The sequence below is a fragment of the Rhodococcus sp. 05-2254-2 genome (genome assembly GCF_002259095.1).
GTDB lineage: Bacteria > Actinomycetota > Actinomycetes > Mycobacteriales > Mycobacteriaceae > Rhodococcoides.
The window spans coordinates 456,687-478,629 of record NZ_NOZJ01000021.1; the positions used below are offsets into that span (position 1 = coordinate 456,687).

The 21,943-nt window shown below is 65.0% G+C and carries 20 protein-coding genes and 1 tRNA gene; 6 read left to right on the plus strand and 15 right to left on the minus strand.

What is annotated here, in order from left to right:
• Positions 1-91: 91 nt before the first annotated feature.
• Both pnuC and CH283_RS25030 read right to left on the minus strand, forming a co-directional pair.
• Positions 92-745, minus strand: coding sequence for a nicotinamide riboside transporter PnuC (pnuC, locus tag CH283_RS25025; protein ID WP_094639568.1), 654 nt, complete (start codon positions 743-745; stop codon positions 92-94).
• Positions 746-751: 6 nt separating this feature from the next.
• Positions 752-2,446: a peptide chain release factor 3 gene (locus CH283_RS25030; RefSeq protein ID WP_037192020.1), complete on the minus strand. Its 1,695-nt coding sequence runs from the start codon at positions 2,444-2,446 to the stop codon at positions 752-754.
• 146 nt (positions 2,447-2,592) lie between these two features.
• Here CH283_RS25030 and CH283_RS25035 point away from each other — a divergent pair, with 146 nt between their 5' ends.
• The gene (locus CH283_RS25035) at positions 2,593-4,227 is read left to right on the plus strand and encodes a fatty acyl-AMP ligase (protein ID WP_094639569.1); all 1,635 of its coding nucleotides are present in this window, start codon (positions 2,593-2,595) and stop codon (positions 4,225-4,227) included.
• A 94-nt stretch (positions 4,228-4,321) separates the two neighbouring features.
• Here CH283_RS25035 and pth read toward each other — a convergent pair whose 3' ends face one another.
• The 3 genes from pth to CH283_RS25050 all read right to left on the minus strand — a co-directional run bounded on the left by pth (position 4,322) and on the right by CH283_RS25050 (position 6,513).
• Positions 4,322-4,924 carry an aminoacyl-tRNA hydrolase gene (gene pth / locus CH283_RS25040; RefSeq protein WP_255183329.1) on the minus strand — a complete coding sequence of 201 codons (603 nt, stop codon included), beginning with the start codon at positions 4,922-4,924 and terminating at the stop codon, positions 4,322-4,324.
• 90 nt (positions 4,925-5,014) lie between these two features.
• Complete coding sequence (locus CH283_RS25045) at positions 5,015-5,692, minus strand: 50S ribosomal protein L25/general stress protein Ctc (RefSeq protein WP_068049809.1); 678 nt, start codon at positions 5,690-5,692, stop codon at positions 5,015-5,017.
• A 242-nt stretch (positions 5,693-5,934) separates the two neighbouring features.
• A complete protein-coding gene (locus tag CH283_RS25050; RefSeq protein ID WP_068049811.1) occupies positions 5,935-6,513 on the minus strand; it encodes a TetR/AcrR family transcriptional regulator in 579 nt (192 codons plus the stop codon).
• Positions 6,514-6,586: 73 nt separating this feature from the next.
• Here CH283_RS25050 and CH283_RS25055 point away from each other — a divergent pair, with 73 nt between their 5' ends.
• On the plus strand, positions 6,587-7,519 hold the full coding sequence (locus tag CH283_RS25055; RefSeq protein WP_094639571.1) for a DMT family transporter: 933 nt from the start codon (positions 6,587-6,589) through the stop codon (positions 7,517-7,519).
• Here the strand turns inward: CH283_RS25055 and CH283_RS25060 are convergent.
• The gene (locus CH283_RS25060; protein WP_094639572.1) at positions 7,497-8,666 is read right to left on the minus strand and encodes an aminotransferase class V-fold PLP-dependent enzyme; all 1,170 of its coding nucleotides are present in this window, start codon (positions 8,664-8,666) and stop codon (positions 7,497-7,499) included. The two genes, CH283_RS25055 and CH283_RS25060, sit on opposite strands and share 23 nt — an antisense overlap.
• A gap of 147 nt (positions 8,667-8,813) precedes the next feature.
• Here CH283_RS25060 and egtA point away from each other — a divergent pair, with 147 nt between their 5' ends.
• From egtA to egtD, 4 genes are read left to right on the plus strand one after another with little or no spacing between them, the layout of a single operon-like run.
• The gene (gene egtA, locus CH283_RS25065; RefSeq protein ID WP_094639573.1) at positions 8,814-10,070 is read left to right on the plus strand and encodes an ergothioneine biosynthesis glutamate--cysteine ligase EgtA; all 1,257 of its coding nucleotides are present in this window, start codon (positions 8,814-8,816) and stop codon (positions 10,068-10,070) included.
• Complete coding sequence (gene egtB / locus CH283_RS25070) at positions 10,067-11,371, plus strand: ergothioneine biosynthesis protein EgtB (RefSeq protein ID WP_176460555.1); 1,305 nt, start codon at positions 10,067-10,069, stop codon at positions 11,369-11,371. Before egtA ends, egtB begins: the two co-directional genes overlap by 4 nt.
• The gene (egtC, locus tag CH283_RS25075) at positions 11,372-12,112 is read left to right on the plus strand and encodes an ergothioneine biosynthesis protein EgtC (protein ID WP_094639575.1); all 741 of its coding nucleotides are present in this window, start codon (positions 11,372-11,374) and stop codon (positions 12,110-12,112) included.
• Positions 12,113-12,121: 9 nt separating this feature from the next.
• Positions 12,122-13,090: an L-histidine N(alpha)-methyltransferase gene (gene egtD / locus CH283_RS25080; RefSeq protein WP_094639576.1), complete on the plus strand. Its 969-nt coding sequence runs from the start codon at positions 12,122-12,124 to the stop codon at positions 13,088-13,090.
• A 104-nt stretch (positions 13,091-13,194) separates the two neighbouring features.
• On the opposite strand, the gene CH283_RS25085 is transcribed toward egtD, so the two are convergent.
• The 9 genes from CH283_RS25085 to CH283_RS25125 form a co-directional block, all read right to left on the minus strand.
• Complete coding sequence (locus CH283_RS25085) at positions 13,195-14,052, minus strand: DUF559 domain-containing protein (RefSeq protein WP_094639577.1); 858 nt, start codon at positions 14,050-14,052, stop codon at positions 13,195-13,197.
• Positions 14,053-14,256: 204 nt separating this feature from the next.
• Positions 14,257-15,636, minus strand: a complete 1,380-nt coding sequence (locus tag CH283_RS25090; protein WP_094639578.1) for an ABC transporter permease — start codon at positions 15,634-15,636, stop codon at positions 14,257-14,259.
• The gene (locus CH283_RS25095) at positions 15,633-16,385 is read right to left on the minus strand and encodes an ABC transporter ATP-binding protein (protein ID WP_094639579.1); all 753 of its coding nucleotides are present in this window, start codon (positions 16,383-16,385) and stop codon (positions 15,633-15,635) included. The genes CH283_RS25090 and CH283_RS25095 overlap by 4 nt, the downstream gene beginning before the upstream one ends.
• A 96-nt stretch (positions 16,386-16,481) precedes the next feature.
• Positions 16,482-17,141 carry a response regulator gene (locus CH283_RS25100; RefSeq protein ID WP_068049838.1) on the minus strand — a complete coding sequence of 220 codons (660 nt, stop codon included), beginning with the start codon at positions 17,139-17,141 and terminating at the stop codon, positions 16,482-16,484.
• A complete protein-coding gene (locus tag CH283_RS25105) occupies positions 17,141-18,337 on the minus strand; it encodes a sensor histidine kinase (protein WP_094639580.1) in 1,197 nt (398 codons plus the stop codon). Before CH283_RS25105 ends, CH283_RS25100 begins: the two co-directional genes overlap by 1 nt.
• An 18-nt stretch (positions 18,338-18,355) precedes the next feature.
• Complete coding sequence (locus CH283_RS25110) at positions 18,356-18,985, minus strand: hypothetical protein (RefSeq protein ID WP_231893907.1); 630 nt, start codon at positions 18,983-18,985, stop codon at positions 18,356-18,358.
• 172 nt (positions 18,986-19,157) lie between these two features.
• On the minus strand, positions 19,158-20,141 hold the full coding sequence (locus tag CH283_RS25115; RefSeq protein WP_082898903.1) for a ribose-phosphate diphosphokinase: 984 nt from the start codon (positions 20,139-20,141) through the stop codon (positions 19,158-19,160).
• The gene (gene glmU, locus CH283_RS25120) at positions 20,138-21,610 is read right to left on the minus strand and encodes a bifunctional UDP-N-acetylglucosamine diphosphorylase/glucosamine-1-phosphate N-acetyltransferase GlmU (protein WP_094639581.1); all 1,473 of its coding nucleotides are present in this window, start codon (positions 21,608-21,610) and stop codon (positions 20,138-20,140) included. The genes CH283_RS25115 and glmU overlap by 4 nt, the downstream gene beginning before the upstream one ends.
• A 52-nt stretch (positions 21,611-21,662) precedes the next feature.
• Positions 21,663-21,733, minus strand: a tRNA-Gln gene (locus CH283_RS25125).
• Positions 21,734-21,943 lie beyond the last annotated feature (210 nt).

The window sequence follows — 21,943 nt, forward strand, 5'->3', positions numbered from 1 at the left end:
GGGTATCGATCAGGACGGGCTACTCGGCGTCGAGCACGCAGAAACGTACTCGAAGTTTGTTCGGACAGGCTGAGAGTAGCATCACGATTGTTTACGACGCTATTTTTTGACCGAAGTTCTTGTTCTGGATCCTGAACCACACAGCGAATCCCCAGGCCACGAACGCGGCGTACACGAGGTAGAGAACCGCGGACGGATAGAACCCGGCGACGATCAGCAGCGGAACACCCACGATGTCCACCGCTATCCAGATCAGCCAGAACTCGGTGAGCCCACGGGCCATTCCGAAGGTCGCCAGCATGGATCCGGTGAAGATCCACGCGTCGGCCCACTTGCCGAACGAACCGAGGTAGCCGAACAGTTGCGCGAACACCACCGTGCCGACGATCGCGACGACGAGCATCGCCGTCCGCTCCCGCGCCGTGCCCCATCGCGGCAGAACCGCGGCCCCGGACCGCTTCGAATCGCGCAGCCAGCGCATCAACCCGTAGACGCTCACGGCGATGAACATCAGCTGTCGCCCGGCCTGGCCGTACAGATCGAGTGCCTGCGGAGTATGGAACACGCCGCCGAGAAAAACGGTGAACAGCAGTGCATTTCCGATGATCCCGACCAGCCACGCCCACACGACGCGTCGCATTCCCCCGATCGCCGAGAGCAAGCCGAAACCGTTGCCGACCACCTCACGCCACAGAATCGGGTGCCCCAGAACGGAGAATTCTGCGTCGAGCAGATCGATCAGCACGGGTTGCTACTGATCACCCGCGGCGACGAGCGGTTCGAGGGTGAGCTCGGGCATCTCCTTCTGGATGTACTGCAGACGCCACTTGTCGCTCACCAGTGCCAACAGCGCGCCGTCGGTGCGAGTGAAGACCTCGACACCGCGTTGGCGACCCAGTTCGACGGCCGAGGCTGCATCGGTGCGTCGAGCAAGGGAGTATCCGAGCGGTTCCATTCGAGCGTCGACGCCGAACTCGGTCTTCATGCGTGCGGTGACCACCTCGAACTGCATGGGTCCGACGGCGGCGAGCACGGGGGACGCGTCGCCGCGAATGTCGTTGCGCAGCACCTGAACGACGCCCTCGGAATCGAGTTGCTCGACGGCGCGGCGGAACTTCTTGTACTTGTCGGCGCTGTCGACGCGCAGTGCCGAGAAGTGCTCGGGTGCGAACGACGGAATGGGCGGGAACTCGACCTTCTTGTCGGTGTAGAGCGTGTGACCCGGGGCGAGCGCGGTCGCGTTGACGAGGCCGACGATGTCTCCCGGGTAGGCGTTCTCGACGGTCGTACGATCGCGACCGAACACCGTCAACGCGTACTTGGTGGTGAACGGCTTCTTGGTTTGCGAGTGGGTGACGACCATGCCGCGCTCGAACACTCCGGACACCACGCGCATGAACGCCAGTCGGTCGCGGTGCGCGGTGTCCATGCCCGCCTGCACCTTGAACACGACGGCGCTGAACGGGTCGGTGACCTCGCGTACGCCGCCGGAGACGTCGTCACGCGGGCCGGGTGACGGCGCGAGGGCCACGAGGGTGTCGAGAATCTGCCGAACGCCGAAGTTGAGCATCGCGGAGCCGAAGATCACCGGCGACGTCTGGCCGGCCAGGAACATCTCCTGATCGTGCTGTTGACCGCTCGAGATCAGCAGATCGCTCTCCTCGACGGCGGTGTCCCAGTCGACACCCTCACGTTCGGCGGCGGCCTCGGCCGTCATGAATTCCTCGGGAGCGATGGTCGCGCCACCGGCGGTGCGGGTGAAGCGTATGTAGCTGCCGTCCTGCACGTCGAGCAGGCCGCGGAAGTCACCGGCGATCCCGACGGGCCAGTAGAGAGGCGTCGGCGTCAGGCCGATTCGCGACTCGATCTCGTCGAGCAGCTCGAGCGGCGACTGGCCCGGGCGGTCCCACTTGTTGATGACGGTGATGACCGGGATGCCGAACTGGCGGCACACCTGGAACAGCTTGAGGGTCTGCGGCTCGAGGCCCTTGGCGGCGTCGATCAGCATGACGGCCGCGTCGACGGCGGTCAGCACGCGGTAGGTGTCCTCGGAGAAGTCGGCGTGGCCGGGCGTGTCGACGAGGTTGATGACGTTGGTGATCTCGGCGTCGGGGGAGGTCTGGTAATTGAACTGCAGCGCAGTCGAACTCACCGAGATACCGCGGGCCTTCTCCATCTCCATCCAGTCGGAGACGGTGGAGCGGCGGCCGGCCTTGCCGTGGATGGCACCGGCCTCGGAGATGACACGTGCGTGCAGGGCGAGGGCCTCGGTGAGCGTCGACTTACCGGCGTCGGGGTGCGAGATCACCGCGAATGTTCGACGCCTCGCGACCTCGGTCTCGAGCTCTTTGGCCTGGCCTCGGGTGGTCCCGGACTCGTCGAGCGCAGCCGGTCCGGACCCTTCGAGCGTTGCGTCGACGTCGGGGGTGCTGGACGGGGTACTCACGAAGACCTCATTCTCGTAGCAAGGGCGGCACCGAAAGAGTGGCCGGGGCAAAATCAAAGGATACGCGGCCCGTTGTTCCCCTCGGTCGGGGCGGGAGTGCCTACTGTGAACGGTAGGCCGGGAGATCCCTCACGAGGAGACGTGCGTTGAGCAAGTTCACCGAAGAGATGTTCGAGACCGCGAGCACCAGCAAGCACGGTCTGGTGACCGGCGAGCCCGACGAGGCGCTTCGGCAGTCCTGGGGTGAGATCCACGAGCAGGCGCGGCGAATGGCCGGGGCTCTGGCCGACGCAGGCGTCGAACACGGGGACGCGATCGGGATTCTGGCCGGTCAGCCGGTGGACATAGCGCCTGCGTGCCAGGCGACGTGGATGCGCGGGGGATCGGTGACGATGCTGCACCAGCCCACTCCGCGGACCGACCTCGCCGTCTGGGGCGAGGACACCGAGACCGTCGTGCGAATGATCGAGGCCAAGGCCGTGATTCTCGGGGCACCGTTCGACATCGCCGCACCGGTGCTCGAGGAGCGCGGAATCACCGTGCTGAAGATCGAGGACATGAAGACCGGTCGCGATATCGATCCGGTGCCGACGGCCGAGTCCGACATCGCACTGCAGCAACTGACGTCCGGCTCGACCGGTTCGCCGAAGGCCGTGCGGATCACGCACGAGAACTTCTACGTCAATGCCTACGCCATGATCGATCGCATCGAATTCGATGTCGATTCCGATGTGATGGTCAGCTGGCTGCCACTGTTCCACGACATGGGGATGGTGGGCTTTCTGTCGGTGCCGATGCAGGTCGGTGCCGAGGTCGTCAGCATCACTCCACTGGACTTCCTGCGTTCACCGCTGTTGTGGGCCAAGCTGATTCACAAGTACCGCGGAACCGTCACCGCAGCACCGAACTTCGCGTACTCGCTGCTGGCGCGGCGGCTGCGTCAGGCCGAGGACGATCTGGATCTCGATCTGTCCACTCTGCGCTATGCCTGGAACGGAGCCGAGCCGGTCGACCCGGACACCATGACCGCGCTCGCCGAGGCCGGGGCCCCGTACAAGCTCAACCCACTCGCTCTGGCCCCGGTCTACGGAATGGCGGAAACGACTCTCGCAGTGTCGATTCCGGATCCCGATCAGGGGCAGGTGATCGATGTGGTCGACGCGGACCTGCTCGAGACCCTCGGTCGCGCCGTCCCGTCGACCCGTGGCAACACCCGTTCGCTCGCGACGCTCGGCAAGTTCGTTCCCGGATTGGAGGGACGCGTCGTCGACAAGGAGGGACAGGTGCTCACCGCTCGCGGCGTGGGCATCATCGAGGTGCGGGGCAAGGCCGTCACCCCCGGCTACATCACCGTCGAAGGACCGGTGTCGACGCTCGACGCGGACGGCTGGCTCGATACCGGCGACGTCGGCTACATCACCGAGGACGAACTGGTGGTCGTCTGCGGACGGATCAAGGACGTCATCATCATGGGTGGTCGCAACATCTATCCCACCGATATCGAACGGGCCGCGGGCACTGTTGCCGGTGTGCGGCCGGGCAATGCCGTCGCCATCCGGCTCGATGCCGGCGACAAGCGCGAAAGCTTCGCTGTGGCAGTGGAAACCAACGACATCGACAAGCCGGACGAGGTCAAGCGCATCGAACGTGAAGTGATCCACGCGGTGCACTCGGAGGTGGGTGTGCGACCGCGAACCGTTGCGGTGTTGGGGCCGGGCAGCATTCCGAAGACGTCGAGCGGCAAACTGCGACGGGCGAATTCGGTGTCGCTGCTGAACTGACGCGAACGGCGGGGACTTCACACCCTTTCTGCGGGGTGCGCGCCTGCGTTCGGACGCGAGAACAGGCGCGCGCCTCACAACAGGGGTGTGAGGTTCAGCGCGGGTGCACCCGATTCTGCGCCGCTTCCAGTCCGGCAGAGAGCAGCAGTTCCGCGGCGTCCGCGGCTTCCTCGACGACGACGCCGAGATCCTTGCGTTCGGCAGCGGAGAACGGCTTGAGCACGAACGACGCCGGATCCATCCGCCCCGGTGGCCTCCCGACGCCGACGCGAACCCGTAGGTAGTCCTTGGTGCTCAGGTGCTGGGAGATCGAGCGGAGTCCGTTGTGGCCGCCTTCGCCGCCGCCGAGTTTGAGTCGCAGAGCACCGAAGTCGATGTCCAGCTCGTCGTGCACCACCACGATGTTCGCCGGCTCGATCGAGAAGAATCGCGCCAACGCAGCCACCGGCTGGCCCGAGAGATTCATGAACGTCCGCGGCTTGGCGATGATCAGCGAGCGAGCGCCGAGACGGGCCTGGACGACGTCGGAGTTGGACTTCTTGTGCGAGGAGAACGCCCCGCCGATGCGTCCGGCAAGGGCGTCGGCGACCATGAAACCGACGTTGTGGCGGGTCTTTTCGTACTGCGGGCCGGGATTGCCGAGGCCGACGATCAGGGCAGGCGCTGTACTTTCGGCACTCACGGGGTCAACACTCACGCTCGTCATTGTCGCATCACGCCTTCGAAACGAACGACGCGCTGTTCCCGGTGTGGGAGCAGCGCGTCGTACGCGGTCGGTGGAGCGAGATCAGCTGTCGCTGTCCTTGCTCTCCTCGTCGGCCGAATCCTCGTGGCTCTCGGCCTCTTCCTGAGTTTCGGCCTCGCCCTCCTCGGAGATCGGCTCGGTGCCTTCGCCGTCGGCTTCGAGCTCTTCCTCGGACGGTGCCTCGGTGACGTTGACGAGCAGCTGCTCGGGGTCGGACGTCAGGGTGACGCCCTCGGGCAGCTCGACGTCCTTTGCGTAGTACTGCGTATCGATCGGGTTGTCCTCGACGGAGATGACGAAGTTCTCCGGGATCTCCAGGGCGTCGGCCTCGATCTCGATGTAGGTGGAGTCGGTGACCACCAGGGTGCCGGGCGCGGCATCGCCTTCGACGATGATGTTGACCTCGACGGTGACGCGCTCGCCCTTCTTGAGGACGAGGAGGTCGGCGTGCTCGATGCTGCGACGGATCGGGTGCACGACGATCGACTTGGTCAGCGCCAGCTGCGACTTGCCGTCGATGTCGAGGGTGAGCACGGCGTTGGTGCCGTCGTTACGCAGCACAGCTGCGAACGCGCGAGCGTCCAGCGCGAGGTGCTGGGGGTCGGTGGCGTGTCCGTACAGAACGGCGGGAACGAGGCCGTCGCGACGTGCGCGGCGAGCTGCGCCCTTGCCGAATTCGGTGCGGACCTGCGCAGTGAGATTGTTTACCTTCGATGCCATGGTGCTACATGCTCCTGATAACTGTGGTTCGTGCGGCGTACTTCGTCGGGCGGTCAAGCTCGTCGGGGCGGACACGAACGAGCGCGGCCAACGGGGCCGAGCCGCGTCGATAACGGTGGATCCGGAACGATTCGGATCTACCCTCGCCGAGACAACCTGGGAAACAATACACGACCACGTCTTGTGCGTGGAAGCTCGACCCCTGCTACGAGCCCGGAGTGGAGCCGGCGTAACGACCGCAGTTACTGCCGTGCACCTGCGAGCGCAGCGAGCAGATCCGACGCGATGCCCCGCGCCACCACGATGGCGTCATCGCGAGCTCCCGCCGTCCCCATGACCACTGCACCCTCGTGCAGCACCGACAGTCGGGTTCCCAGCTGTTCGGCGTCGGGGTATCCGGCTTCGGTGGCCAGTCGCGCGAACAACGATCTGGTCCAGGCTTTCTCGGACTCGATGATCGCGAGCACCGGGCTGTCGGTGCCGCCGAACTCGGCGAAGGCGTTGACGAATCCGCAGCCGCGATGGTTGTCGCGCATCCAGACGTCCAGGGCGTCGTACACCCCGAGGATCCGGGTGTCACCGGGTTCGAGGGCATCGACGAATTCCGTCACGTGATCGCACCACAGAGCGTATCGACGGGTGAGGTATCGCTGCACCAGGCCGTCCTTGGAGCCGAATCGGTCGTACAGGGTCTTCTTCGTGGTGCCGGCCTCCTCAGCGATCAGGTCGACTCCGACGGCTCGGATGCCGCGCGCGTAGAACAGCTCGCTCGCGACGGTCAGGATGCGTTCTCCGGCGGGGGTGAGGGGCTTGTCGAGCATGGTTGCCTTCCGAAAGCGCTGGTGAGAAGCAGGTGCACTGCAAGTATACAGACCTGTATGTTTACATCGCAGCATGAAAGCGAATGTAGACGCCGTCGCAGGTACGGCCCTGGTGGTGCTGTGGAGTTCGGGCTTCATCGGAGCCGAACTCGGTACAGCCGAAGCCCCCGCGCACACTCTGCTGGCCTGGCGTTATGTCGCGGCTGCGGTGCTACTGATCGCCTGGTGCCGATATCGCAGGCTGACCCCCACCTGGCATGCCATCCGAATCCACGCGGTCCTCGGCCTGTTCTGTCAGTTCCTCTACCTCGGTGCCACGATCACCGGGATCGGTATGGGTGTGCCACCGGGAGTCGCCGCATTGATCGCCGCACTTCAGCCGCTGGTCGTCGCGACGGCATCGAGCCGGATCTTCGGCGAACGAGTCGGAGGGCGGCAGAGTCTGGGGCTCGTCGTCGGCATCGCGGGTGTCTCGCTGGTGGTGCTGGGGGATATGTCCGGTGCCGACCTCGCCTGGCCCGTCTACCTACTACCGGCGGCCGGGATGCTGGCTCTGTCGATGGGCACGATCGGTCAACGAGTGCTGGCACCGAAGGAACCGATCGCACTGTCGATGGCCATCCAATGTTCCATCAGTGCAGTCGGTTTCATGACGTGGAGCGCGTTGGCCGGTGATGTCGCACCGCCCATGACGACGGGCTTCTGGGCGGCCGTGGCGTGGACGGTCGTGCTCTCGACCTTCGGTGCGTACGGCGCGTACCTGTTCGTGGTGCGTCGCAACGGGCCCACCCGCGCCAGCGTGTTGCTCTACCTGACCCCGCCGACGACGATGGTGTGGGCCTGGATCATGTTCGGCGACGCGATCACCTGGCTCGGACTCGGTGGGCTGGTGATCTCCGCAGTCGGTGTGGCCGCCTATGTGAGCGGAACGTCAACCCCTGCTACGAGCCCGGAATGGAGCCTGCGGAACGACCAAAAACCGGTCACGCACCTGCGAGCGCAGTGAGCATCGTGTCCAATTCGGCGAATGTGACGAAATAGTGGGGAGATGCACGAACGACCGCGTCGAGCCCCCGGCCGGTCATGTCCAGGCGGGTCGAGCTGCGATGGCTGACGGTCACGGTCACCCCGCGCTCCCCGAGTCGGTCGCGCACGGCCACGGGATCTTCGCCGTCCACGGTGAACGAGACGATGCCGTTCTTGCGGTCACCGAGGTCGTGCACGGTCACTCCGGGGATCTTCCGGAGCCCGGCCCGCAGGTATTCGGCACGTTCGACAACGGCCTCCTCGACCTGGTCGACGCCGAGCTCGAGGAGATAGTCGACGGCCGCCCCGAGCGCGAGCCTGGCCGCGATGTCGCATTCCCAGAACTCGAATCGCGTGGCATCGTCGGCCATTCGGTACGTCTGTCGGTCGACCCATTGAGCGCTGTGCAGGTCGAGGGCCGGCGGATGCAGTGTCGACGCCAATCCCGGTCGCAGGTAGAGGAAGCCGGTTCCGCGGGGGCCGCGCAGCCATTTGCGGCCGGTGGCCGAGAGAGCATCGACTCCCAATTTCTCGACGTCGATGCGCATCTGCCCGATGGACTGGCAGGCGTCGAGCAGGACCAGTGCGCCGTGGCGGTGCGCGAGATCGGCGACAGCACGGGCAGGATTGATCAGACCGCCGTTGGTGGGGGCGTGCACCACCGAGACCAGTTTCACCCGGTCGTCGAGCATCGATTCGAGTGCGTGCACGTCGATGCGTCCCGATTCGTCACTCGGGACGATCTCCACCGTTGCGCCGGTGACCTCGGCGCGGTGGAGGGCGGAGATCGCGTTGCTGGCGTACTCGGCCTCGCCCAGCAGTATTCGATCACCGGGGGACAGCGGCACCGAGTAGAAGAAGTCTGTCCAGGCCCTGGTCGCAGAATCGCTCAGTGCGATGCTCGCTGCCGGGGCTCCGATCAAGGTTCCGATCGAGGTCTTGACCGCGGCGAGATCGTCGAGTCGTTCGTTCGCGGCCCGGTACCCACCGATTTCCGCTTCCCGGCGCAGGTGTTCGATCGCGGTATCGAGGACGACGGTCGGAGGTAGAGACGATCCGGCGCTGTCGAGAAAGACCCGGCCCGACGCACCGGGGGTGTCGCGTCGAATGCGGTCGTGATCGAGCATCGGTCGTCCTTTCGATAGCGAACTCTCGGGCACCAGAGTTCCACAATCGGTAGCCTCGATCAGACGAGGGATCGCGGCGTTTTCGATCCCCGCGGCTGGGTACGTACTCCGAGCGGAGAACGTGTTGAGTGCGGAAAGAAGGAATGAGTGTCGTCCAACGAGAAGTCTCTCGGGCTGAGCTCGCGCCCAGCAGCAGAGGCATATGTATCGAAGGTGTGTTTCAAGCTGGGGCCACCGGCTCTCATCGGTGCCGAACTCGAGTGGCTCACCGCCCTCGAGGACGGAACGCGTCCGACCCTCCCAGCTCTGGCCGCTGCGCTCGGTGTTCACTCCCCGCGCAGTATCGATCCCGAGTCACCCGCCCTGTCGTTGCCGGGTGGCAGCATCGTCACCGTCGAACCCGGCGGTCAGGTCGAATTGTCCAGTTCGCCTTATCTATCCGTTTCCCAACTCGCACCGATGCTCGACGCCGATGCGCGGTTGCTACGGGACATTCTCGGTAAGGCCGGCATCGATATCGCGTCCGTTCCGGCCGATACTGCTCGGGCACCCGAACGTCTCCTCGTGCTACCGCGGTACTGCGCGATGGAGAATCGGTTCACCACCATCGGCCCCTTCGGAAAGCTGATGATGTGCAACACCGCAGCGGCTCAAGTGAGCGTCGACGCGGGTCGTGATCGTGCCGAGGTCGCCGCGCGCTGGCACATGCTCCACGTCATCGGTCCTGCCTTCGTGGCTGCGTTCGCTCGATCTCCCGAACTTTCCGGTGCACCCGCGGGACGCTGGGCATCCCAGCGGATGCGGACCTGGCTCGAACTCGATTCCAGCAGAACGGATTCGAGCAGAACGTCGGCGCCCAACACCGGCGACCCGATCACCGACTACGCACGGTGGGCGCTCGACGTTCCGTTGCTCTGCATCCAGGGCGTCACGCAGAACTGGGAAGCGCCGCCCGGCACCACGTTCGCGCAATGGGTGGACGATCCCGGCATCGTCGGACGCCCGCCGACCTACAGCGATCTGGACTATCACCTGACCACCCTGTTCCCTCAGGTGCGCGCCTGCGGGCACTTCGAGATTCGCTATCTCGACGCGCAGCCGGACGGGCAGTGGGTGGTTCCGGCGGCGGCGTTCGAGGCGCTGCTGTCCACATCCGAACTTGTGGCCCGAGCCACCGAGATCGGCGGCGGTACGGCGGGACGGTGGCTCGACGCGGCCCGCGTCGGGCTGGCAGATCGCGAGCTCCGCACAGCCGCAACCGAATTGCTCGATCTCGCAGCGGAGGTCGGTGGCGAGTTCTCCGACCACCTGTCGGCAGCGTCTCGACGATGCAGTGCCGGCGAGCCGCCCAGCGAACTCGACACGGCGGCACGGGAACTTCGGACTCGAAAGGAATCGGTGTGAGCGCCGAACAACTCAGGAACAGGATAGAAACCGTACTCACGCGCAGCCGAGCCCGCAGTGCGGCGCTCACCGATTGCGTGGACGAGACCGAATTGATGTCGCAGCATTCGCCGTTGATGAGCCCGCTGGTCTGGGATCTCGCCCATATCGGTAGCCAGGAAGAGCTCTGGCTCGTCCGCGATGTCGGTGGACGGGATCCGGTGCGTCCCGACATCGACGAGCTGTACGACGCCTTCAAGCACTCTCGTTCCTCGCGTACGTCGCTTCCGCTGCTCACTCCGGACGAGGCGCGCGTCTACGTCCAGACCGTCCGTGACAAGGCCTGGGATGTACTCGACCACAGCACTTTCGAGGGTAGGCCGGTCGAGAAACATGGCTTCGCGTTCGGCATGATCGCCCAGCACGAGCAGCAACACGACGAGACCATGCTCGCGACCCATCAACTGCGTTCGGGACCTGCGGTTCTGACCGCTCCTGCGCCTCCCAGTTCGGCCACACCGGTGTCGGGCGAGGCCGTCATCGCCGGTGGATCGTTCTCGATGGGGACCTCGCTCGATCCGTGGGCTCTCGACAACGAGCGACCGGCCCACACGGTGCACGTGCCGACGTTCGCCATCGACCGAGCCCCGATCACCAACGCGCAGTTCATGGACTTCATTGCCGACGGCGGTTACGAACGCCGCGAGCTGTGGACCGACAAGGGGTGGCAGCATCGCGTCGACGCGAACCTGACCGCGCCGCAGTTCTGGGAGTCCGACTCCGACGGCACCTGGTGGCGTCGGAGTTTCGGAGTGCGCCGTCCGGTGCGACCGCATCAGCCCGTCGTGCACGTGTGCTGGTTCGAAGCCGACGCCTACGCGCGGTGGGCAGGCAAGCGTCTGCCGACGGAGGCGGAGTGGGAGAAAGCTGCGCGATTCGACGCCGAGACCCGCACCAGCAACGCCTACCCGTGGGGCGACGCCGAACCCACTGCGGTACATGCCAATTTGAATCAACGGCATCTGGAACCGGCAGACGTCGGCGCGTATCCCGACGGTGCCTCTGCAGCAGGCGTGCACCAACTCATCGGTGACGTGTGGGAGTGGACCTCCTCCGATTTCGAGCCGTACCCCGGCTTCGAGGCCTTCCCGTACGCCGAGTACTCCGAGGTGTTTCTCCGTGGCGACTACAAGGTGTTGCGCGGCGGGTCGTTCGGCACCGACGAGGTGGCGTGCCGGGGCACGTTCCGTAACTGGGACCACCCGATCCGCCGCCAGATCTTCAGTGGGTTCCGGTTGGCCCGAGACGTCGAGCCCAGCTGAATGTGCCGTCATCTCGGGTATCTCGGCCCCCGCACGTCCGTCGGGGGAGTGCTCACAGACGGTGAGCACAGTCTGCGTGTGCAGGCGTATGCCCCCAGCGACATGCGCGGCGGCGGCACCATCAATGCCGACGGATTCGGTGTCGCGTGGTGGGACGGCGACGCAGCCGCGCACAGCTACCGCAATCCCATGCCCATCTGGACCGATCCGGCGGTGGACGATGTTCTGCCGCAGATCGATTCGACGTCGGTGATCGCGGCGGTGCGATCGGGGACCGTGGGAATGCCGGTGGAGCGCACCGCCTGCGCTCCCTTCACCGACGGCCGTTGGGCGTTCAGCCACAACGGTGTGGTGTTCGGTTGGCCGCAGTCGATGGCCGACCTGTGGTCGGAGGTGCCGCCCGTCGACGCGCTCGCATTACCTGCGCCGACCGATGCCGCCGCTCTGTGGGTCGTGCTGCAGAACCTGCTGCGCACCCACGATCCCGAGTCGGCACTGCGCATGCTGGTCCGCAGGGTTCTCGCAACCTCGTCCAAGGCGCGCTTGAATTTTCTGCTGTCGGACGGCCAGAGCATGTACGCCACGGCGGTGCATCATTCGCTGTCGGTTCTGCGGACCGAGGATTCGGTGACGATCGCCTCCGAACCCCTCGACGATCGACCCGACTGGATTTTCATCGACGACCGACGCATGGTCGTCGCCACGACAACCGATCTCACCATTTCCAGCCTGGAATCATAAAGGAGCGTCATGAGCACGGTGGACGTACATCTGGCCGACACAGCATTGCTCGACGAGTTGCGTAAGGACGTGCGGGACGGTCTCACTGCCGACCCGAAGTGGCTCTCGCCCAAGTACTTCTACGACGCGCTGGGCAGCGAGCTCTTCGAGCAGATCACGGTGCTGCCGGAGTACTACCCGACGCGTACCGAGCGCGCCCTCCTCGAGGAGCACGCCCTGGACGTCGCCGAAGCAACCGGATCGACGATGTTGATCGAGCTGGGCTCCGGCTCGTCGGAGAAAACGAAAATCCTGCTCTCCGCCGGGGTGAAGCATGGATCGCTCGAAACCTATGTACCGCAGGATGTATCCGTCACGGCCCTCGAGGGTGCCATCGAGCAGATCTCGCACGAGTTCCCGGCGCTCGAGGTGCGCGGCATCGTCAGCGATTTCACCGACACGCTGCACAATCTGCCCAGCGGCCAGGCACGGACGATCGCATTCCTGGGCGGAACGCTCGGCAACCTGATCCCCGAGGAACGCCGGGAGTTTCTCGGAGCCATCGCCGACGCCCTGGATCCGGGCGAGTATCTGTTGCTCGGTGTCGGTCTGGTGATCGATCCGAAGGTTCTCGTTCCGGCCTACGACGACGCCGCCGGCGTGACTGCGAAGTTCAACCGAAACGTGTTGTCGGTGATCAACTCTCGCCTGGGCGGCAACTTCGATCCCGATGCCTTCGAGCATGTCGCGCTGTGGAATGCCGAGCAGGAGTGGATCGAGATGCGGCTACGCGCAAACGCGCCGCAGGAGGTGTACCTCGCCGACCTCGATCTGCAGGTGCACTTCGACGCCGGTGAGGACCTCCGCACCGAGATCTCGGCGAAATTCCGGCCGGAGGGCATCACCGAGGAACTCGCGGCGGCGGGATTCGGCGTCGACCATCTCTGGTCCGACGCCGATTCCCGCTTCGCACTCATTCTTGCGCGGAAGGACGGGTAGCGGATCCACCGGAGTGGGCACCAGTGCACACAACGATCGCCGATCGACGGAATCCCGTCGATCGGCGTCGATAGGGTGCAACCCTGCCCGCTGCAGCCGCGTATTCACGGGAGTCGACGGTCGGTCGCTGCGATCGACTTCCGGCGACACCGCACCACGGTGATGATTTCGTCCACGACGCGATCGAGGTCGGCAAGCGCTGTGGCCGCCGAGTAGCGCAGCACCAACCATCCATCGAGCACCAACTCGTTCTGGCGTCGACGATCGTTGTTGAACGTGGCGGGATCCGTGTGGAACTCTCGGCCATCGATTTCGACGATGACTCGTGCGGAAAAGTCGACCAAGTCGCCGTAGAACTTCCCGACGCGCGCATTGATCTCCATCGTGAAGTTGCGGGCTGTCAACGCCCGCGCTACTACGCGCTCCGGCTCTGATCGTGTTCTCGGGCAGCACGTTCGAAGCTGCTTCCGGACGGAAGCCATCCCGTGCATTCCCTTCGACGTGTCACACAGTGCGGCAACCCGTCGCCACGGCAGATGATGGTCGATGGCGTCGTCGAAGAATTTCTCGAGATCGGGCGTCGACAACGAGGTCGCGACGTCGACGAATGTCTGCTCCAGCGACACCACTCGCAGGCCTCGGTGGAGCTGGACCTCGACGAGGCGTCGGCGATGAACTCGAACCCACGGCACCGATCTCGACTGGACGTTCGGGGCCACCGTGACGGAGACGAGTCGCGGTTCGTAGTCGATCAGTCCCCACAACCAGGCCGCACTGTCGTGGCTCAGCACGGCGTCCGGTTTCCACAGAAGCGCACCGGTGCACAGTCCGAGGTAGTCCGGTTTCTCCGTCGCGTAGACCTTCGGCAGTAGGCACACGAGCTCTCCCGACTGCGATCGTCTCGAAATGGCGCTCGTACTGAGCCCTTGCGCCATCAACTGCTGCACCGTGTAAACCCCCATTGGTACACCGTTGCGGCTGGGGAGCCCGTGCAACAGTGGCAATCTCGCAATTGTGGATAACTCGATGACGTTATCCACAGGCAGTGCCCGGCAGAGTGGGCACCAGTGCACGCTACGGACGCCGATCGATGGAATCCCGTCGATCGGCGTCGGTAGTGTGCAACCCTGCTCGGCCGTCGTCGCCCAGCAATGGCGACATCGGGTTCAGGCATCCGCCAACGCGACCACCGGCGAAATTCGATTCGCCCGTCGTGCCGGAGTCAGTGAGGCCCCGAGTGCGAGGAGGCCACCGCACAGCACGGTTCCGGCGATGACGGCCCACGGCAGAGTGGGGGCCGTGAGTCCGCGTGAATCCAGTGAGCCGAGCAGCGATTGTGCTGCGGCCCAGCCGTATCCGATGCCGAGGATCAGCCCGAAGCCCATCGAGGCGACCACCATCTGGCTGCTCTCCGAGACGATCATCGACCGAATCTGCCTGCGGGTGAATCCGAGTGCACGCAACAGACCGATCTCTCGGGTGCGCTGCAGAATGCTCAGCAGCAGGTTGTTCACCATCCCGACTGCCGCGATCACAGCCGAGAAGCCGATGAGTCCGGTCATGATTCCCACTGTCACGGTGAGGACCTGGTCGACGGAGGCTTCGTCGAACTCGTTGACGAGCATCGCCCGGTAGCTGTACATCGCGACCGCGAACGTGGTCACCAGCGTCACCCCGATCAGCAATCCCACCGCGGTGCGGGTGCTGCGATCCGGATAGCGAATTGCGTTGGCCGAGGCCAATTTTGCTGCAGGTCCGCGTCCGAACAGTTTCCCGACCAGCCTCAGCGTCGCGGGCAGAATTCGATAGGCGCCGACCATGATGCCGGTGAATGATGCGACACCGCCGAGGAACGCGACCAGCACACCCGTCGGGTTCACCATCCCGATCAGGATTCCGAGCCCGAGCAGTGCCACTCCGCCGGCGATCAGCACGATTGACATGCCCGTCCTGATTCGACGCGACCGCGGAGCCTCCACTCCCGTGTCCACGGCACCCCCGGTTGCCTGAACAGGAGTCACGTCCAGCACCTTTCGAGACCCGACGTAGGACGCGAGGGTCGTCGTCAGTACCACGATGACCACCGGCAGAATCACCAGCGGTTGGACGGACGTGTACTGCACGTCCGGCAGCTGACCGGCCGAGACCGCAACGGCCCGGGCCAGATGACTGGCTCCGACACCGAGAACCGAACCGACTGCACCACCGAACAATCCGACGAGAAAGCCTTCCCTGGCCACCGATCGACGCAGGTCACGCGCCCGTGCACCCAGTAAGCGCAGAAGAGCGATGGTGCGGGTGCGGCCCGCGACGATCGTCGCGAACGTGTTCGAGGTGACCACCGCCGCGACATACAGTGCCAGACCGATGAATACCAGCGCCACGCTGTACAGCGCAGTGACGGCAGCACCGTCGGTATCCCCGAAGATATCGACCAGAAAGGCAGTTGCCTGAATCAAGACCACACCGAAGAACGACGCGAGCGAGGTCACCAGCAGACTGGCGCCGTGTTCCTTCGAAGCCTGAGCCGACGTCAACCCACTCATCGGACGCTCTCCATTCCCAGCATGTAGCTCGAAATCTGTTCTGCACTCGAACGTCCCAGTTCGTTGACGATGTGACCGTCGGCCAGGAAGACGATGCGATCGGCGTAGCTGGCCGCGATGGGGTCGTGGGTGACCATCACGATCGACTGGCCGTACTCGCGCACCGCCGCGGCGAGTAGGCCGAGAACCTCACGGCCGGTGCGGGAATCGAGGTTGCCGGTGGGTTCGTCTGCGAAGATCAGATGTGGACGGGTCCCCAGCGCGCGGGCGATCGCGACGCGCTGCTGCTGCCCACCCGAGAGCTGATGCGGTCGGTGGTTCACCCGCGACTGCAACCCCAGAGTGTCGATGAGCTGCTCGATCCAGGCCGCCTCCTCGGCGGTGGGTGCGCGGCCGTCGAGCTCGAACGGCAGCAGGATGTTGCCCCGAACATCGAGGGTGGGAACGAGATTGAAGGACTGGAAGATGAAGCCGACCTGCTTGCGCCGCAGCGTGGTCAGTGCGTCGTCGTTGGCCGAGGTGATGTCTGCACCGGCCAGCATCAGATGACCCGAGCTGGCGTTGTCCAATCCCGCCATGACGTGCATGAGGGTCGATTTGCCGGAACCGGACGGTCCCATGATGGCGGTGAACTGGCCACCGTGAATGTCGAGAGAGACGTTGTCGAGGGCGCTCACCGGATTGGTCGAGTCGCCGAAATGTTTGCTGACTTGGAATGCCCGGGCAACAGGGCCTGCTGTGATCGTCATGCCCACAACGCTATGAACTCAGCGGCCCCGAGTAATCAGGCGCGAGTCTCTGCGTCGTACATCTACAGGATGACTTCGGTGTCAGTCCCAAGCAGGTCAAGGCGAGTTGAGTCCGTGCTCGAATGCGTAGACCACCAACTGCACTCTGTCACGCAGGTGCAGCTTGGCGAAGATGCGACTGATGTGCGTTTTCACCGTCGCCTCGCTGAGGAATTCCATCTCGGCGATCTCGGAGTTGCTCAGCCCGCGGGCGGTCAGTCGGAAGAGTTCCTTCTCCCGCGCCGTGAGGGTGGCGAACTCGGCCGGCACCTTCGGCACCACCGGTGTCGGCGTGAAATGCGCCAGCAGACCCGTCGTCGCCGACGCGGCGATCACCGAGTTGCCTGCATGAACCGTCCGGATCGCAGCCAGCAGAAATTCCGGGTCCGCATCCTTGAGTACGAATCCACTTGCGCCCGAACGAATCGCTCGCGCCGCACTCTCGTCGAGGTCGAACGTCGTCAGGACCAGAATCCGTGGGGGAGTATCGGATCCGGCCACGATCTGCTCGGTCGCGGCGATACCGTCGAGCACAGGCATCCGAACGTCCATGAGCATCACGTCGGGACGTGCCGACGCGGCGAGCTCGACGGCTTCCTTCCCGTTGCCCGCCTCACCGACGAACTCCAGATCGGGCTGCGAGGAGATGAGCATGCGAATGCCCGCGCGGAACAACTGCTGATCGTCGACCAGCGCTACCTTGATTCGATCGGACATCAGCTGATTCCCTTCGTGGACGAGCCGGCCGCAGGAAGCCAGGCTGTCACTGTCCACGACGACCCGTCGCCGGACGCGGTGCACATGCCACCGGCGAGGCTGGCGCGTTCTTTCATACCGGCGATTCCGTGGCCGCCTGATTCGGACGTCGAACGCGCCGAGGGCACGCTGTTGCGCACCGTCAGTTCGATGCCGGCAGAGTCGGATTCGATGGTGACGGTGACCGGCTTGTCGGGGTCGCCGTGACGTAGGGCATTGGTCAGCGATTCCTGCGCGATCCGGTAGAGCGCCAGGTGCGCACCGGCACCCAACGACACCGAATCGGTGTCGATCGACGAGTCGATGGTCAGGCCGGTGGCGCGCACTTGGTCGAACAGACGCTCGAGATCGTCGGGTGTGGGGTTCGGGAGATCGCCCTGACTGTGGCGCAGCTGTCCGAGCAACACCCGAACGTCGGACAGCGCCTCGCGCGCGGTGTCGGAGATGGTCGTCAGGGCAGTGTCGACGGCAGCGGGGTCGACGGCGCGGACATAGCGTGCACCGTCGGCCTGCGCGATCACCACGGCGAGCGAATGCGCCACGATGTCGTGCATGTCGCGGGCAATTCTGTTGCGCTCCTGCTCGATTGCCACTTCGTGTTCGGCGCGGGCCTGATGTACTTCCGCGAGCTCGCGCGCGTGTGCGGATTCGATGGCGGTGCGCCGGGCATAGGCCAAGCGACCCAGGGCCCAGGACAACCCGAGCATCGCCCACAGGCCGACGAGGAGGAAGGCGAACTGTAGGAGTCGGGGTTCCTGGTAGCCCTCCTCCGTGGCCGGGCCGAACGGATTGCCGTCCACGAACGCCAGGTACAGAGCCGCTATCACGCCACCGGCGACGGCCGACGCGAGCCCGAGGCGTCGAAGCACGTTGTCGCCGTACGCGGCCGAGCAGTACAGAATCGCGAAGATTGCGATGTCTGCAGAGAGGGGGAGTACCCCGCTGACCATCTGCACGACGGCCAGCACCCAGGCCAGTGCCAACGACAGTAGCGGTGACCGTCGCCGAACCGCCAGCGCGACGCCGAAACCGACCAGGACGCCGAAGCCGGCGGAACCGTAGGGACCGTACAGCGTGGACGACGTCATGAGCAGAACGAAGACGACGGCGTAGGCGACGTCGAGCACCTGCCGTGAGATCGAACGCTTGCGCAGCACTCGATCAGCCTACGTGGATCAGTTGGTGCGGCGACGAGCCTTCTCGAGCGCGGCCAGAGTCGACAGGACCGTGGTGCGCTGCCGTTCGAGATCCTTCATGCGCGCACGTGCCGGCAGGCCCTGCACGCCGTCGAGCGCGCTGATCTGCTCGTCGACGGAGGTGAGCTGGCCGAGCAACTTCTGCACACGGGACTGCAGTTCGATCGCATCGATCCCGGTGACGCCGGCCTGCGACTTCTTCGTCGGTGCCTTCGCAGGCGTTCCGGACGTCGTGGAGGCCGGTGCGTTGCCCGCGGCAGCGGCCCTGGGGCGCAAGGCTTTGCGGACGGCGGCCGGATCGGGCAGCTTCTCGAGCCGAATGCGGTTGAGCACCTCACGCGCATCCCGAGCGGTGACGCGGTACTCGCGCTCCTCCTCGTCCTCGGACGCCAGCGTCCCGCCCAGGGGCCGCAGGCCGTACATCCCGATGAAGTGCTTGGCCTCGTCGATGACGGCTTCCTTCTCGCGGCACAGACCACAGCGCGGCTCGTTTCGGAAGTCCTCGACGCTGTCGGTGCTACCGCACCAGACGCACCCGCCCGGCGTCCATCGGGCAATTCTGACCGTAGTAGTTCCAGCCGGGCCGTGGGGAGAGTCTGCGTCGATCACGACGAGTCATCTTAGGTGACAACGAAACCCGCCCCGCACACCCCCGTCTCGCGAGCTGCAGGTTCCGGTCACGGACGTGACGTAGTTCATGCAGAGCGGACGGAGAGCGGGCGGGGCGGGGTGAAACAGACCTGAAGGTCGGGAGTGGAGCCTGCGGAGTGACCCGAAAAGGCTATGCGCTGCCGTTGAACAAGCTTGTGACGGAGCCGTTTTCGAAGACCTCGCGGATGGTGCGAGCCAGCAGCGGCGCGATCGAGAGCTCGGTCAGCGTTTCGAAGCGCTTCTCGTCACTGATCGGCAGGGTGTTGGTGACGACGACTTCCTTGGCACCGCAGTTCGCGAGCCGCTCGGCGGCCGGGTGGGACAGAACTCCGTGGGTGGCGGCGATGACGACGTCACCGGCTCCGGCTTCTTTGAGCACCTTCACGGCACCGGCGATGGTGCCGCCGGTGTCGATCATGTCGTCGATGAGGATGCAGGTGCGGCCTTCGACGTCACCGACGACGCGGTTGGACTTGACCTGGTTGGGCACCAACGGGTCACGCGTCTTGTGGATGAACGCCAGCGGCGCACCGTCGAACGAGTCGGCCCACTTCTCGGCGACGCGTACGCGGCCGGAGTCGGGGGAGACGACGGTGATGTGCTCGAGGCTGTAGGTCGCCCGGATGTGATCGGCGAGCTGGCTGTGTGCGTGCATGTGATCGACGGGTCCGTCGAAGAAGCCCTGGATCTGATCGGTGTGCAGGTCGACGGTGATGATGCGGTCGGCACCGGCGGTCTTGAGCAGGTCAGCGACCAGACGAGCGGAGATGGGCTCGCGTCCCCGGTGCTTCTTGTCCTGACGCGCGTACGGGTAGAACGGCAGGATCGCGGTGATTCGCTTGGCCGATCCGCGCTTGAGCGCGTCGATCATGATGAGCTGTTCCATCAGCCACGTGTTGAGCGGGAACGGATGCGACTGCAGCACGAAGGCGTCCGATCCGCGGACCGACTCCTCGAAGCGAACGAAGATCTCGCCGTTGGCGAAGTCACGCGCGGTCTGCGGGGTGACGTCGATCCCGAGTTCCTTGGCGACCTGCTCGGCCAACTCCGGATGTGCTCGACCAGAAAACAACATCAGGTTCTTCTGGTTGTCGATCCAATTAGGGGTGGTCACTGCTCTTCGCCGTCCTTTTGTTCTTGCCGATCACGATCTGCGAGCGCCGCTGCTTTCGCAGCTTCGGTTCCGGGCCTGTTGTCGATGACCCAGCCTTCGATATTGCGTTGCTTGCCACCGGAGACGGCCAGCGCGCCGGGAGGAACATCGTCCCGAACCACTGTTCCTGCACCGGTGTAAGCGCCGTCGCCCACATGAACGGGAGCGACGAACGTCGAGTCGGAACCGGTCCGCACATGGGATCCGATTTCCGTGCGGCTCTTGTTGACGCCGTCGTAGTTGGCGAAGACGTTGGAGCAGCCGATGTTGCTGTGGTCGCCGATCGTGGCATCGCCGACGTAGGTGAGGTGCGGGACCTTGGTGTTGCGGCCGATCGTCGCGTTCTTGGTCTCGACGTAGGCACCGAGTTTGCCGCTCTCGCCCAGGACCGTGCCGGGACGCAGGTAGGTGAACGGTCCGACGGTGGCATCCGGTCCGATCACGGCCTGCTCGGCGTGGGTGCGCACGACCGACGCGCGCTCGCCGATCTCGACGTCACGCAGGGTCGAGTCCGGTCCGACGACCGCGTCGTCGGCGATGTGGGTCTTGCCGTGGAGCTGGACGCCGGGTTCGATGCGGACGTCCGCGCCGAGGGTGACGTCGATGTCGATCCAGGTGGTCGATGGATCGACGACGGTGACGCCTGCCCGCATGTGTCGTTCGACGATGTGACGGTTCAACACGGAGGTGACGTGCGCCAGCTGGACGCGGTCGTTGACGCCCACCACCAGATCGGGATCGGCGAGCTGGGTGCCGTAGACGGCTTTGCCGTCGGCCTTGCTGATCTTGACGACGTCGGTCAGATACAGCTCGTGCTGGGCGTTCGCGGTGCTGAGTTTGCCCAGGGCGGTACGCAGCGCCACGGCGTCGAACGCGTAGACGCCGGAGTTGACCTCACCGATCAGCACCTGGGCTGGGGTGGCGTCGGCGTGCTCGACGATCTCGGCCACCTCGCCGTCGTCGGTGCGGACGATACGGCCGTAGCCGTTCGCATCGTCCGGGACGAAGGTCAGCACCGTGGCGGCAGCGGGCCTGGGGGCGCTCAGGTGCTCGTCGAGCAGAGCTTTGAGAGTGTGGCCGTCGAGCAGGGGCACGTCGGCGGCGGTGACGAGGATCGTGCCCTCGAAATCGTCGGGCAGTGCGGCCAGGCCGCACTGCACGGCATGTCCGGTGCCGAGCTGACGATCCTGGACTGCGGTGTGAATCGTGCGCCCGAAGGTGGCCGCGAGGTCCTGGACGGCCTCGGTCACTCGTTCGCGATCATGTCCGACGACGGTCACCAGGTGGTCGGGACCCAGGTCGGCGGCCGCGTGGAGGGCATGCGCGAGCATGGTGCGGCCGGCGAGGGGATGCAGAACCTTTGGAGTCTTCGACCGCATTCGGGTACCTGCACCCGCAGCGAGAACGACCACGGCGGTCTGCACAGGCATTGAGCTCCTCAGGCGGTAACGCGAAGACGGTATGCACGAATGATGTTGCTCGCTCCGCCGCCAGGACTCGAACCTGAACTATCTGAACCAAAATCAGAGGTGCTGCCATTACACCACGGCGGATAAACGGCCAGCGGTTTCGCCAGTGGCCGACGAATCGAACGACTCATTCGTTTGCCGCTGCGCTCCCACTGAGCGCAACGATCCTCGCACGCGAGGTGGTGGTGAGTCGAACCGCGATGAAGATTCCGCCCTCCGGGTCGTTCCTGCAGGCTCCACTCCCGCCCTCCGGGTCGTTCCTGCAGGCTCCACTCCCGCAGGGCCAAACGGATG

What these genes read in the sequence shown, in the direction of transcription:
- CH283_RS25090 (WP_094639578.1), bottom strand. Translation starts at nt 15,636, where the DNA reads ATGAGTGGGTTGACGTCGGCTCAGGCTTCGAAGGAACACGGCGCCAGT.
- CH283_RS25050 (WP_068049811.1), bottom strand. Translation starts at nt 6,513, where the DNA reads ATGCTCGACAAGCCCCTCACCCCCGCCGGAGAACGCATCCTGACCGTC.
- CH283_RS25045 (WP_068049809.1), bottom strand. Translation starts at nt 5,692, where the DNA reads ATGGCATCGAAGGTAAACAATCTCACTGCGCAGGTCCGCACCGAATTC.
- CH283_RS25055 (WP_094639571.1), top strand. Translation starts at nt 6,587, where the DNA reads ATGAAAGCGAATGTAGACGCCGTCGCAGGTACGGCCCTGGTGGTGCTG.
- CH283_RS25095 (WP_094639579.1), bottom strand. Translation starts at nt 16,385, where the DNA reads ATGACGATCACAGCAGGCCCTGTTGCCCGGGCATTCCAAGTCAGCAAA.
- CH283_RS25100 (WP_068049838.1), bottom strand. Translation starts at nt 17,141, where the DNA reads ATGTCCGATCGAATCAAGGTAGCGCTGGTCGACGATCAGCAGTTGTTC.
- egtD (WP_094639576.1), top strand. Translation starts at nt 12,122, where the DNA reads ATGAGCACGGTGGACGTACATCTGGCCGACACAGCATTGCTCGACGAG.
- glmU (WP_094639581.1), bottom strand. Translation starts at nt 21,610, where the DNA reads ATGCCTGTGCAGACCGCCGTGGTCGTTCTCGCTGCGGGTGCAGGTACC.
- CH283_RS25060 (WP_094639572.1), bottom strand. Translation starts at nt 8,666, where the DNA reads ATGCTCGATCACGACCGCATTCGACGCGACACCCCCGGTGCGTCGGGC.
- egtC (WP_094639575.1), top strand. Translation starts at nt 11,372, where the DNA reads ATGTGCCGTCATCTCGGGTATCTCGGCCCCCGCACGTCCGTCGGGGGA.
- CH283_RS25085 (WP_094639577.1), bottom strand. Translation starts at nt 14,052, where the DNA reads ATGGGGGTTTACACGGTGCAGCAGTTGATGGCGCAAGGGCTCAGTACG.